13 protein-coding genes are annotated in these 12,666 nt (G+C 71.2%); 8 read left to right on the top strand and 5 right to left on the bottom strand.

The genetic code is table 11. The features are described from left to right. Nucleotides 1-7 precede the first annotated feature (7 nt). The 3 genes from OHB21_RS36985 to OHB21_RS36975 form a co-directional block, all read right to left on the bottom strand. The gene (locus tag OHB21_RS36985; protein WP_067510204.1) at nucleotides 8-595 is read right to left on the bottom strand and encodes a TetR/AcrR family transcriptional regulator; all 588 of its coding nucleotides are present in this window, start codon (nucleotides 593-595) and stop codon (nucleotides 8-10) included. Between the two features lie 140 nt (nucleotides 596-735). Next, nucleotides 736-1,254: a DoxX family protein gene (locus OHB21_RS36980; protein ID WP_067510207.1), complete on the bottom strand. Its 519-nt coding sequence runs from the start codon at nucleotides 1,252-1,254 to the stop codon at nucleotides 736-738. Nucleotides 1,255-1,315: 61 nt separating this feature from the next. Further along, a complete protein-coding gene (locus OHB21_RS36975) occupies nucleotides 1,316-2,080 on the bottom strand; it encodes a dioxygenase family protein (RefSeq protein ID WP_067510209.1) in 765 nt (254 codons plus the stop codon). 83 nt (nucleotides 2,081-2,163) lie between these two features. On the opposite strand from OHB21_RS36975, the gene OHB21_RS36970 reads away from it, so the two are divergent. Continuing rightward, entirely contained in the window at nucleotides 2,164-2,619 is a 456-nt protein-coding gene (locus OHB21_RS36970; RefSeq protein WP_067510445.1) for a MarR family winged helix-turn-helix transcriptional regulator, read from the top strand. Nucleotides 2,620-2,674: 55 nt separating this feature from the next. Here the strand turns inward: OHB21_RS36970 and mbp1 are convergent, their stop codons facing one another. Together mbp1 and OHB21_RS36960 are read right to left on the bottom strand one after the other, a co-directional pair. Beyond that, nucleotides 2,675-2,926, bottom strand: coding sequence for a microaggregate-binding protein 1 (gene mbp1 / locus OHB21_RS36965; protein ID WP_067510210.1), 252 nt, complete (start codon nucleotides 2,924-2,926; stop codon nucleotides 2,675-2,677). 75 nt (nucleotides 2,927-3,001) lie between these two features. Next, nucleotides 3,002-4,168, bottom strand: a complete 1,167-nt coding sequence (locus tag OHB21_RS36960; protein ID WP_195126636.1) for a thiolase family protein — start codon at nucleotides 4,166-4,168, stop codon at nucleotides 3,002-3,004. A 208-nt stretch (nucleotides 4,169-4,376) separates the two neighbouring features. On the opposite strand from OHB21_RS36960, the gene OHB21_RS36955 reads away from it, so the two are divergent. From OHB21_RS36955 to OHB21_RS36925, 7 genes are all read left to right on the top strand, one after another. Beyond that, nucleotides 4,377-5,273 (top strand): bile acid:sodium symporter family protein, encoded by an 897-nt coding sequence (locus OHB21_RS36955; protein WP_067510214.1) that lies wholly within the window; start codon nucleotides 4,377-4,379, stop codon nucleotides 5,271-5,273. 47 nt (nucleotides 5,274-5,320) lie between these two features. Then, nucleotides 5,321-6,232, top strand: a complete 912-nt coding sequence (locus tag OHB21_RS36950) for an NADP-dependent oxidoreductase (RefSeq protein ID WP_195125950.1) — start codon at nucleotides 5,321-5,323, stop codon at nucleotides 6,230-6,232. A 5-nt stretch (nucleotides 6,233-6,237) separates the two neighbouring features. Further along, nucleotides 6,238-7,704, top strand: a complete 1,467-nt coding sequence (locus tag OHB21_RS36945) for a phosphatase PAP2 family protein (RefSeq protein ID WP_195125949.1) — start codon at nucleotides 6,238-6,240, stop codon at nucleotides 7,702-7,704. Nucleotides 7,705-8,329: 625 nt separating this feature from the next. After that, complete coding sequence (locus tag OHB21_RS36940) at nucleotides 8,330-9,694, top strand: glutamine synthetase family protein (RefSeq protein ID WP_228791542.1); 1,365 nt, start codon at nucleotides 8,330-8,332, stop codon at nucleotides 9,692-9,694. Further along, nucleotides 9,675-10,430, top strand: a complete 756-nt coding sequence (locus OHB21_RS36935; RefSeq protein ID WP_067510220.1) for a gamma-glutamyl-gamma-aminobutyrate hydrolase family protein — start codon at nucleotides 9,675-9,677, stop codon at nucleotides 10,428-10,430. The genes OHB21_RS36940 and OHB21_RS36935 overlap by 20 nt, the downstream gene beginning before the upstream one ends. Further along, entirely contained in the window at nucleotides 10,424-11,782 is a 1,359-nt protein-coding gene (locus OHB21_RS36930; protein ID WP_195125948.1) for an aldehyde dehydrogenase family protein, read from the top strand. Before OHB21_RS36935 ends, OHB21_RS36930 begins: the two co-directional genes overlap by 7 nt. After that, nucleotides 11,779-12,579 (top strand): 3-oxoacyl-ACP reductase, encoded by an 801-nt coding sequence (locus tag OHB21_RS36925; protein WP_407675104.1) that lies wholly within the window; start codon nucleotides 11,779-11,781, stop codon nucleotides 12,577-12,579. Before OHB21_RS36930 ends, OHB21_RS36925 begins: the two co-directional genes overlap by 4 nt. Nucleotides 12,580-12,666 lie beyond the last annotated feature (87 nt).

Here is a 12,666-nt window from a genome sequence, read left to right as displayed (position 1 = left end):
GCCCGGCTCAGTGCTCGACGGAGATGACCAGCCGGGGCTTGCCCGGCTCGCCGGGCGCGGCCACCCGCTCCCACACCGCGTCCACCAGCGGCGCCAGCAGCAGCTCGCCGAGCTGGCGCACCAGCACGGTGACGATCTGCGCCGACTCGGGACGATCGGTGGAGGCCACGCCCGCGTCCCGCAGGGCGGTGATCTCACGCCGGGTCAGGTCGACCAGCGATTCCAGCAGTTCGAATCGCGCGTCGTTGGGTTCGAGCACGGCGCGGCGCACGTAGTTCACCACGGCCGGGTTCTCGGCGAGCATCGTGCGCACCGCCGCGTCGCGCGCCGCCGCCACCTGGGCGGTCGAGCCCTCGGCGGGCACCGAGGCCACCGCGTGCGCGAAGAAGTCGACGATCAACTGGTCCACCGCCGCGTGCAGGCCCGCCTTCGTCTTGAAGTGGTGCTGCACCAGGCCGAGGGTGACCCCGGCCTCGGCGGCGACGGCGCGTAGCGAGACGCGCTCCGCGCCGTACTGGGCGTACAGGTCCATGGCCGCGTTCCTGATGCGCGCCTTCGCGGTCAGATCGTCGTTGGTCGCCCGCGGATTCACCATGTGCCCTCGCCTCGTCCGGTGGTGCGGGTGATTCTACGTCCCGTAGTACCCCGCCGGCGACGGGCGCATCGTTCCCGGTGCAGTCGTACCACTTCTTTGGTACCCGCGTCGACCGCGCGACCCGCCGCGCCGGCGCACGGTCAGTTGCGAATGAGCAGGACGATGCCCGCGGTCACCACGCCGAGCAGGACGGCGCCCACACCGTAGGTGAGGCGGTGGGTGCGCAGCGGGCCCGCGAACCCGTCGATGCCGAGGCGGCCGGAACCGGTGAGCGCGAGTCCGGCGGCGGCCAGGGTGAGCACCAGTTCGTACTCGATGCCCTCGGGCAGGAAGAAGCCGCCGCCCCATTTCACCGCGATCGCGTTGAGCATGGTGCCCAGGATCGCGGCCGCGGCCAGCGGGGTGAGCAGGCCCAGCGCCAGCGCCAGTCCGCCGAAGGTCTCGGTGACGCCCGCGACGATGGCGAAGAACCGCGACGCCGGGTAGCCCGCGGAGCCGAAGAACCGGCTGGTGCCGTCGATGCCGCCGCCGTCGAACCAGCCGAACAGTTTCTGCGCGCCGTGCGCGGCCATGGTGAGCCCGACGCCCAGGCGCAGTACCAGCAGGCCCAGGTCGATGCCGATGTCGCCGGGCGCGGTGGTCGTCGCCGGTGTGGTCATGGTCGAGTCCTTTCGTTGCGGCCGGAGCCGGTGTTGGTGTTCAGTTGTGGGACAGGGGGATTCAGCCGAGCTGGATCGAGCGGCGCGCCATGCCGAGCCAGTAGCCGTCGACGGGCGTGCGCAGCGTCGCGAGATCGTCCGCGCCCGCGCCGAGGCTCACGAACAGCGGGGCGAAGTGTTCGGTGCGCGGATGCGCCAGGTGCGGCGCCGGCGCGCGGTGGCGGAAGTCGAGCAGCGAGTCGAGATCGCCCTCGGCCAGCGCGCGGGCGCCCCAGTCGTCGAACTCGGCGGTGAACGCGTGGACGTGCTCGTCGTCGGGGGTGAGCGCGCGCAGGTTGTGGGTGAAGAAGCCGCTGCCGACGATCAGCACGCCCTCGTCGCGCAGCGGCGCGAGGGTGCGCCCGATCGCGAACAGTTCGGTGGGATCGAGCGTGGGCAGCGACATCTGCAACACGGGCACGTCGGCTGCCGGATACATCTCTTTGAGCGGCACATAGGCGCCGTGGTCGAGCCCGCGTCCGGGTGCGTCGTGCACCTGGCCGCCGAGCAGTGCGCGCACCTTCGACGCGAGGTCCGGCGCGCCGGGCGCGGGATAGACCACCTCGTAATAGTGCCTCGGAAAGCCGCTGAAGTCGTAGACCAGCGGCACCGTCGTGGTGGCGCCGAGCGTGATGGGCGCGGCCTCCCAATGCGCCGAGATCATCAGGATCGCGGTGGGGTGCGGGAGTTCGCCCGCCCAGGCGGCCAGTTCGGCGGGCCAGTGCGGGTGGTCCGCCAGCGGTGGCGCGCCGTGGGACAGGTACAGCACGGGTGCGCGGTCGGACATGCCGGTCTCCTGCCGAAGTCGTTCAAGTTTGAACAACTGTAGCGCTTTGTTCAAATTTGAACAACAGGGCTAGGCTGGTGCCCGTGGACGAACCGAAGTGGCTGGACGCGGGGGAGATGCGCGCGTGGCACGCGTTCCTGGCCGCGGGCGCGCTGGTCACTCGCGAGGTCGAACAGCACCTCAAGCGCGAGGGCCTCTCACACCCCCAGTACGAGACGCTGGTGCGGCTGTCCGACGCCCCGGACGGCGCGCTGCGCATGACCGATCTGGCCGAGGCGCTGCTCACCTCGAAGAGCGGGCTGACCTATCAGGTCGAGCGGTTGGAGAAGGCCGGGCTGGTGCGGCGCACCGCGGCCCCCGGCGACGAGCGCGGTGTGGTCGCGGTGCTCACCGAGGCCGGGCGGCAGCGCCTGTCCGAGGTCGCGCCAGGGCATGTCGCCACGGTGCGGCGGGCGCTGATCGACGTGCTCACCCCCGGGCAACGCCGCGCCGTCGCCGACGGGCTCGGTGCGGTGGCCGAGCGGCTGTCGGGCCGCTGAGCAAACGACGGGGCGGACGGGTGCTTGGACCCGTCCGCCCGTGTGCGGCAAGGGATTACCGCTTGTCGTCGTCCTGATGCGTCCGCTGGCGTGCCTCGTCCACATCCGCTTCGGCCCTGGCCTTCTCGGCCTCGGCTTCCTTCCGCGCGGCCTCGCGCTGGGATTCGGCCTTGTCCTGCTGAGCCAGGCCCTCGTGTTCGAGGTCCTCGTTGCCGGTGACGGTGCCCGCGGCCTCCTTGGCTTTGCCCTTGACGTCCTCGACGACGCCCTTGACGCCTTCGCGGAATCCGCTCTCGTGCTTCGTCACGCTGTACCTCCATGATCGGGGTTGTCGGCTGACAGTTGCGCCCTACCCGGTCGATGGAGGCTCAATCACCGGGCGTCACAGCCGTTCGATGATCGTGGCGTTCGCCAGCCCGCCCGCCTCGCACATCGTCATCAGCCCGTAGCGGCCGTCCGTCTGCTCCAGGTGGTTGAGCAGCGTCGACAGGATGCGGGTGCCGGACGCGCCGAGCGGATGTCCCAGGGCGATGGCGCCGCCGCGCGGGTTGAGCCGCTCCGGATCGGCGTTCAGTTCGTGCCGCCAGACCAGCGGCACCGGCGCGAACGCCTCGTTCACCTCGTAGGCGTCGATGTCGTCGATGGCGAGTCCGGCGCGGTCGAGCACCTTGCGGGTGGCCGGGACCACGGCGGTGAGCATGAGCAGCGGGTCGTCGCCGAGCACGGCGAAGGAGTGGAAGCGGGCGCGCGGGCGCAGGCCCAGCTTCGCCGCGGTGTCCTCGCCCATGATCAGCGCGGCCGACGCGCCGTCGGTGAGCGGCGACGAGTTGCCGGGCGTGATCGACCAGTCGATCTCCGGGAACCGGGTCAGGTACTGATCGTCGGCGAACGCGGGCCGCAGCCCCGCCAGCCCCTCGGCGGTGGTGGAGGGCCGGATCGTCTCGTCGGCGGTGAGCGCGCCCGCCGCGACGAGTTCGCGGTCGAAGCCACCCGCCGCGGCGGTGGCGGCGGCCAGGCGATGCGAGCGGGCCGCGAACTCGTCCAGCGCCGCGCGGTCGTACTTCCAGCGCGCCGCGATCACCTCGGCCGAAATGCCCTGCTGGACAAAACCTTCCGGGTAGCGGTGGGCCAGCGGGCCGCGGTTGACGTCCTTGCCCTGCGTATTGGAGAACATGGGCGCGCGGCTCATCGATTCGACGCCGCAGGCGATGGCGATGTCGTAGGCGCCCGAGATCACGCCCTGCGCGGCGAAGTGCGCGGCCTGCTGGCTGGAACCGCACTGGCGGTCGACGGTGGTGGCGGGCACCGACTCCGGGAACCCGGCGGCGAGGACGGCGGTGCGGCCGATATTGCCGGCCTGTTCGCCCGCCTGGGTGACGCAGCCGGTGACGACGTCGTCGACCAGCGCCGGGTCCAGATCGTTGCGCGCGACCAGCTCGGCCAGCACGCCGGCGAGCAGGGTGGCCGGGTGGATCTCGGACAGGCCACCGCCCGCCTTGCCCTTGCCCGACGGTGTGCGGATCGCGTCCACGATCACGGCGGATCTCATGGCTGTCTCCGATCGACTATGTTAACTGTGATTCCGAATTAAGTTAACACGGATTCACTCGCCGGGAAATGCCTCGGCGGCCGCGGTGGGCGGTCGGCCGGTGCCGCCGGACACTCCGGCGTGCTAGACAGGGGCGAAACAAGTGCTGTTCGGATCGTCGCGTTCTCCCGGTCGGGTGGCCGGCGGCCTCGACCGATGAGGGTGCCCCGTGGAGAGTTGGCCGGTCGCCGTCGCGCTGCCGCTGGCGCTCGGGTTCATCATGTTCGGGCTCGGCCTCTCGCTCACGGTCGAGGACTTCCTGCGCGTCGTCCGGTATCCGCGCGCGGTGTTCGTCGCGCTGTGCTGCCAGGTGATCGTGCTGCCCGCGCTCGCGTTCGGGCTGGTGGCCGGTCTGGACGTCACGCCGGAACTGGCGGTGGGCGTGATGCTGCTGATGGCCTCGCCCGGCGGGGCCACCGCGAACCTGCTCAGCCACCTGTTCGGCGGCGACGTGGCGCTCAATGTCTCACTGACGGCGCTGAATTCGGTGCTGTCGGTGGCGACGCTGCCGCTCATCACCAATATCGCGCTCGGATACTTCGACCCCGCGGGCACGGGCGGGGTGGGGATGCAGTTCACCAAAGTCGCGCAGGTGTTCGCGTTGGTGTTCGTTCCGGTCGTCGCGGGCATGATCGCCCGGCGGCTGCGGCCCGGTTTCGCCGACCGTTCGGACCGGCCGGTGCGCGTGCTCTCGGTGCTGTTCCTGGTGATCGTGACGGTGGCGGCACTGGTCGCCGAACGGAACAACATCGTCGACTACCTGGTCGACATCGGCGCGGTGGTGGTCGTGCTGTGCGTCGCGAGCCTGGCGGTCGGCTACTTCGTGCCCAAGGCGTTCGGCGTGGTGCGCGCCCAGGCTCTGGCGTGCGCGATGGAGATCGGCGTGCACAACTGCGTGCTGGCCATGACCATCGCCATCAGCGTGCTGGGCGATGTCCGCATGGCCGTGCCCGCCGGTGTGTACAGCATCATCAGCGTCCCGATCGTCTACTCCGCGGGTGCCTGGCTGGGCCGCGGTGTCCGGAACCGGGAGCCGCGACCGTCGGGGTTGCCGGGCGCTTCCTAGTCGCGCGGCGGCCTATTGTGGGGGACGTCGATCGGCACGGAGGTGACATGCACGCCATAGCGTTCAACGAATTCGGCGGTCCGGAGGTTCTGCGCACGGTCGAGGTGGACACACCCGAACCGGTGGACGCGCAGGTCCGCATCGCGGTGCGCGCGGCGGGCGTCAACCCCGCGGATTGGAAGATCCGTTCCGGGGCCCTGGTTTTCGGTGAGCCGTCGTTCCCGCAGTTCCCCGGCGCCGAGGCGGCGGGCGTGGTGGACGCGGTCGGGCCGCTGGCCACCGGCGTCGCGGTCGGCGACGAGGTGATCGCCTGGACGCGCGGCGGGTACGCCGAGTACGCCGTGGTCACCGACTACGCGCCCAAGCCCGCGGGCCTGGCGTGGGCCGACGCGGCGGCCCTGCCGGTGGCGGTGGGCACGGCCGCGAAGGTGCTGGCCCTGCTCGAACCGAAACCGGGGGAGACCCTGCTCGTGAACGGCGCGTCCGGCGCGGTGGGCTCGATCGCGGCGCAGCTCGCGCGGGAGGCGGGCGCCACCGTGATCGGCACCGCCTCGGCCGCCAACCAGGATCTGGTCGCCGCGCTCGGCGCGATCCCCACCACCCACGGCGACGGACTGGCCGACCGGGTGCGCGCGCTCGCGCCCGGCGGCGTGGACGCCGTGTTCGATGCCGCCGGACACGGCGCGTTGCCCGCGGCCATCGAATTGCGCGGCGGCACCGAGCGCATCGTCACCATCGCCGACGACGCCGCGGCCGAACTCGGCGTCACCTTCTCCTCGGCGCCGGGCCCGCGCTCTCCCGAGTTGCTGGCCCACGTGGCCGAGCGGGTGGCCGCCGGCGCGTTCCGGCTGCCGGGCCCGGCGCGCACCTTCCCCCTCGCGCGGGCGGGTGCGGCACAGCGCGAGTCCGAGCACGGTCGAGGGCCGGGCAAGGTCGTGCTCCTCGTCGGCGCGGAGTGACCGGAATGCGCTGGCACGCGGTGGATATCCGGCTGGTGAACCACAGCGCCCGGGTCCCGCCCACGATCGCGGACCGGGCCCTGCTGGATCTGAGCGCCTCGGCCAACCACAACAAGTTGTGGCTGGCCGCGGGCGCGGCGATGGCGGTGCTCGGCTCGGGACCGGTGCGTCGCGGTGGACTGCGCGGCGTGCTCGCGACGCTGCTGGCCAGCGGCGTCGCGAACGGCATCGCCAAACCGCTGTTCCCGCGCCGTCGCCCGCCCGACGGCTCCGTGCCGTTCGTGCGCAGGCCGCTCTCGCCGCCGGTGTCCTCGTCGTTCCCGTCCGGTCACGCGGCCTCGGCCGCCGCCTTCGCCACCGGTGTGGCGCTGGAGAGTCCGGCCGCGGCGGCGGTGGTCGCGCCGGTCGCGCTGGCGGTGGCGTACTCGCGCGTCCACATCGGCGTGCACTGGCCCTCCGACGTCGTGGCGGGCGCGCTGCTCGGCTCCGGCATCGCGCTGGCGACGCATCGCTGGTGGGCGGTGCGCAACGACGAGCCCGCCACCGAGTGCGTCACCGAGAACATCGAACCGCTGCCGCACGGGCGCGGACTCCTGATGGTGACCAATCCCCTTGCCGGACTGGGTGATTCCGCGCTCGCCGAGGCCCGCTTGCGGGCGCGGCTGCCACGGGCGCGGTTCCTGCGGATGGATCCCGACCGCGATCTCGGCGCGCAGCTGGACGAGGCGATCGAGGCGGGCGGCGTCGTCGCCCTCGGCGTGCTCGGCGGCGACGGTACCGTGTCGTCGGTGGCCGAGGTGGCGGTGCGGCGCGATCTGCCGCTCGCGGTGTTCGCCGGCGGCACCCTCGACCACTTCGCCAGGGACGCCGGGGTGGAGACGCACGAGAAGACCCTGGCCGCGCTGGCGGCGGGATCGGTGTGCCGATTCGACGCGGCGACGGTGCGCTACGACGACGAGGGCGAGCGCGTGTTCGTGAACACCGCGAGCCTGGGCGGCTACCCGCGCTTCGTGCGCCTGCGCGACCGCTGGCGGCCGCGCCTGGGCAAATGGCCCGCCGCGGGCGTGGCGATGCTGCGCGTGCTGATGCGGGCCCGTCCGGTGCGCGCCACCGTGGACGGCGTGCCGGTGCTGCTGTGGATGTTGTTCGTGGGCAACGGGCGCTATCACCCGTCCGACCAGGTACCGATGTCGCGGCCGGAACTGCACCGCGGCACCCTCGACGTGCGGTACCTGCGCGCCGACCTGCCGCTCTCGCGGGCCCGCCTGATCTGGGCGACGCTCACCGGCACGCTGGGCACCTCGGCCGCGTATCGGCACCGGGAGGCGCAGCGGCTGGTGGTGCGGACGGCGCGAGCGCCCGTAGCCCTGGCCACCGACGGTGAAGTGGCCGCGAGCGGGCGGGAGTTCGTGTTCACGAGCAAACCGGCGGCGCTCACGGTGTTCCGTATGCCGGATTCGCCCGCCGAATAAGTATGACCTGCATCACATTACTTTTCGGGACGGCGGGATTGGGTAAGGGCCGTAAGTCGTTGCGGGCCAGTGTGATCGGTGGGATTCCGCGCGCCACGTGGTGATCTTGATGGAAAGGGGTGGTCGGATGGCGTCGATACATTGGACATCGATCCAGTAGTTCCCACCCACGGAGGAATCCGGTGAACATCATCGATCTCGGCTCGTCGGCGCTGAACCTGGCGAACACGGTTACCGGCATTTTGGCGAACGTAACCTATATCCTCCAGGCCTGGGGCGTTCTCTGATCCGAGTCGGAAGCTGTTCCCCGCAGACACGGGGGTGACCCGCCGCTGCACGCTGGAAACGTTGTTTGTTCCCCGCGCATGTGGGGTTGATCCGATTTTGGCGAAACTCACCTACCTTCTGCACGCCTCCCCGCGAAGCCCGCGCGGCAACACCGCGCGGGTTTCGTGATGTCGGGGATCGTGTTCGTCTCAGCCGGTAGCCCGCCCCCACTACGTGTCCCACCCCCACGCAACCACTACCTGCGCCTGTTGCCACGGCACTAAATGCCAAGCAATACGCCGCAGGCGCTAGCTCTTCCTCTACCGTAGGCACGGTCGACGCCGAGAGGGGCCGTGTGATGCGAACAGGGATGCTCGAACTCACGCAGTTGCGCGCGCGGGTCGAATCGGGGGAGATCGATACGGTGCTCGTCGCGATGACCGACATGCAGGGGCGGCTCCAGGGGAAGCGCTGCGCGGCACGGTATTTCCTGGACGAGGTGGTCGGGCACGCCACCGAGGCGTGCGACTACCTGCTGGCGGTCGACGTCGAGATGACCACCGTCGACGGCTACGCGATGTCCTCGTGGGACACCGGCTACGGCGACTTCGTCCTGCGCCCCGACCTCACCACGCTGCGCCTGGTGCCGTGGCAGCCCGGCACGGCGCTGGTGCTGTGCGATGTGGAGCGCGTACAACCCGTGGGCGCACCGGTCGTGGCCTCTCCGCGCCAGGTGCTGCGCCGCCAGCTGGACCGGCTGGCCGAGCACGGCCTGCGCGCCTACGTCGGCACCGAACTCGAATTCCTGGTCTTCGACGACAGTTACGAGGCGGCCTGGCGCGCCGGATACCGCGACCTGACCCCGGCCAACCAGTACAACGTGGACTATTCGATGCTCGGCACCGCCCGCGTCGAGCCCCTGCTGCGCCGCATCCGCAACGAGATGGCCGGTGCCGGAATGTATGTCGAGTCGGCCAAGGGCGAGTGCAATCCGGGCCAGCACGAGATCGCGTTCCGCTTCGACGAAGCCATGGTCACCTGCGACAACCACAGTATCTACAAGACCGGTGCGAAGGAGATCGCCGCCCAGGAAGGCCGCAGCCTCACCTTCATGGCGAAATACGATGAGCGCGAGGGCAACTCGTGCCACATCCACCTGAGCCTGCGGGACGGGTCGGGCGCGCCGGTGTTCGCCGGAGACGGCCCCGGCGGCCTGTCCCCGCTCATGCGCCACTTCCTCGCGGGCCAGCTGGACTGCCTGCGCGAATTCACCTACTTCCTCGCGCCGAACATCAACTCCTACAAGCGATTCGTGCCGGGCAGCTTCGCGCCGACCGTCCTGGCCTGGGGTCGCGACAACCGCACCTGCGCGCTGCGCGTGGTGGGGGAGGGACCCTCGCTGCGCGTGGAGAACCGCATCCCGGGCGGCGACGTGAATCCCTATCTCGCGGTGGCGGCCTCGATCGCCGCCGGGTTGCACGGCATCGAGCACCGGCTGCCGCTGGAGCCGGAGTTCCACGGCAACGCCTACCGCTCCCACCGTCCGCGGGTGCCCGCCACCCTGCGGGAGGCGGCGCAGCTGTTCGGTGAGAGCGCCGTCGCTCGAACGGCTTTCGGCGCCGACGTAGTGGAGCACTACCGCAACGCCGCGCGGGTCGAGCTGGACGCCTACGACGCGGCCGTCACAGACTGGGAGCGGGTGCGTGGCTTCGAACGACTCTGACGGCGACCGCCGTCCCGTCCTCGGGCTGCCGACCTACGCCGAGCGGACGCGGTTCGGTGACTGGGACGTGCCCGCCGCCGTCCTGCACCACGACTACGTCGAGATGGTGGTGCGCGCGGGCGGCATCCCGGTGCTGCTGCCGCCGGGCGGGGTGGCGCGGCCTGAACTGGTGGACCGGCTGGACGGGCTGCTGCTCACCGGCGGCGCGGACATCGAGCCGGCTCGCTACGGCCGCCCGCCCGCCGCGCTCGGCTACACCCGCGCCGATCGCGACGAGTCGGAGTTCGCGCTGTTCGCCCTCGCGCTGGCCGCGGGCCTGCCGATCCTCGCGGTGTGCCGCGGCCTGCAGCTGGTCAACGTGGCGTTGGGCGGCACCCTGATCCAGCATGTGCCGGACGTGGTGGGGCACGAGCAGCACTCCGGCGGGCCGGGATCGTTCGGAGACGTGCGGGTGCGCACCGTCGGCGGCACCCGCGTATCGGGACTGGTCGGCGCCGAGGCGACGGTGCGCTGTCACCATCACCAGGCGATCGACGCCCTCGCGCCGGGTCTGGTGGTGAGCGCGCGCGCCGACGACGGCACGATCGAGGCGATCGAACGGCCCGGCGAGGGATTCCTCGTGGGCGTCCAATGGCATCCGGAAGCCGACCGGGACGACGACCGGCTGGTGCGGGGATTGGTCGCCGCCGCGTCCGGGCGGACCGGTGGGAGCGGAGAGGAGTGGAACGGATGGTGACCACCGAGGTGGTGAACCCCGCGACCGAAAAGGTCGTGGCGACAGTAGAACTCGCCGATCTGGCCGCGACCGACGCCGCCGTCGACCGGGCGGTCCGCGCGTCGGAGTCGTGGCGCGCGATGGCGCCGGGCGACCGCGCCCGGCTGCTGCGTCGCTTCGCCGAGGCGGTCGACGCCGACCTCGGGGAACTGGCACGGCTCGAGGTCGAGAACTCCGGCCACACCTTGGGCAACGCCCGGTGGGAGGCCGGAAACGTCCGCGACGTCCTGCATTTCGCGGCCGGGATGCCGGAGCGGTTGTCCGGCAGGCAGATTCCCGTCGCGGGTGGGCTGGACGTGACCTTCCACGAGCCGCTCGGCGTGGTCGGCGTGATCGTGCCGTGGAACTTCCCGATGCCCATCGCCGCGTGGGGGTTCGCGCCCGCGCTGGCGGCGGGCAACGCCGTGGTGCTCAAACCCGCCGAACTCACCCCGCTCACCGCGCTGCGCCTGGCCGAACTGGCGCGCGCGGCGGGCATTCCGGACGACGTGTTCCAGGTACTGCCCGGCAAGGGCTCGGTGGTGGGGGAGCGGTTCGTCACCCATCCCGCCGTGCGCAAAGTGGTGTTCACCGGGTCGACGGAGGTCGGCAAGCGGATCATGGCGGGCTGCGCCGAGCAGCTGAAGCGGGTGACGCTGGAACTCGGCGGCAAGAGCGCCAATATCGTGTTCGCCGACGCGGACCTGGAGCGCGCCGCGGCCACCGCGCCCTACGGCGTGTTCGACAACGCCGGGCAGGACTGCTGCGCGCGCTCGCGAATTCTCGTGCAGCGCAGTGTGTTCGACCGGTTCCTGGAGCTGTTCGAACCGGCGGTGCGCGGTGTGCAGGTCGGTGACCCCGGCGCGGACGGCACCGAGATGGGCCCGCTGATCTCGGCGGCGCATCGTGAAAGGGTCGCGGGATTCGTCACGCCGGGCGAAGTGGCGTTCACCGGTGACTGCCCGAGCGGCCCGGGATATTGGTACCCGCCGACGGTCGTGCTGCCCACTTCGCCGACCGCCCGTGTGCTCACCGAAGAAGTGTTCGGCCCGGTGGTGACGGTGCAGCCCTTCGAGGACGAGGCCGACGCACTGCGCCTGGCCAACGACACCGAATACGGTCTGTCCGGCTCGATCTGGACCAACGACCTCGGCCGCGCCCTGCGCGTGAGTCGCGGGGTGGCGGCCGGGAACCTGTCGGTGAACTCGCACTCGTCGGTGCGGTACTGGACGCCGTTCGGCGGGTTCAAACAGTCCGGGCTCGGCCGCGAACTCGGCCCCGACGCGGCGCTGGCCTTCACCGAGACCAAGAACGTCTTCCTCGCCACCGAGTGAGTGGTTCAGGCCATCCCACGAAAGGAGATGCGTTGCAGCGCTTACAGGATCGGGTCGCCGTGGTCACCGGCGGCGGCAGCGGGATCGGCCTGGCCACCGTGCGCCGCTTCGCCGCCGAGGGCGCGCGGGTGGTGGTCGCCGATATCGACGCCGCCGCGGGCGAGCGCGCCGCCGAGGAGGCGGGCGGGCTGTTCGTGCGCGCCGACGTGACCGACGAGGAGCAGGTGCGCGCCCTGTTCGAGGCGGCGGTCGCCGCGTACGGCGGCCTGGACATCGCGTTCAATAACGCGGGCATCTCCCCGCCTGAGGACGATTCGATCCGCACCACCGGTCTGGACGCCTGGCGCCGGGTGCAGGAGGTGAACCTCACGTCGGTGTACCTGTGCAGCAAGTACGCCATCGAGCACATGCTGGTGCGCGGCAAGGGGTCGATCATCAACACCGCCTCGTTCGTCGCGGTGATGGGCGCGGCCACCTCGCAGATCTCCTACACGGCCTCCAAAGGCGGCGTGCTGGCCATGAGCCGCGAGTTGGGGGTGCAGTTCGCGCGGGAGGGCATCCGCGTGAACGCGCTGTGTCCCGGCCCGGTGAACACCCCGCTGCTGGCGGAGTTGTTCGCGAAGGACCCGGAGCGCGCGGCGCGCAGGCTGGTGCACATCCCGGTCGGGCGGTTCGCCGAACCGGAGGAGATCGCGGCCGCCGTCGCGTTCCTGGCCAGCGATGACGCCTCCTTCATCACCGCGTCGCAGTTCCTGGTGGACGGCGGCATCTCGGGCGCCTACGTCACCCCGCTCTGACGCCCCTATGACCACTGTCACAATTCGTGGTTGCCGCGCAGGTGAGCGGGTAGATGCCGAACGGGTGATCGGGCCCGCGCCGTTTGG

It is taken from the genome of Nocardia puris, from assembly GCF_036051655.1.
GTDB classification, from domain to species: Bacteria; Actinomycetota; Actinomycetes; order Mycobacteriales; family Mycobacteriaceae; genus Nocardia; species Nocardia puris.
Note: the sequence above shows the minus strand (reverse complement) of the source record. Positions and strands in the feature narration are given on the sequence as shown.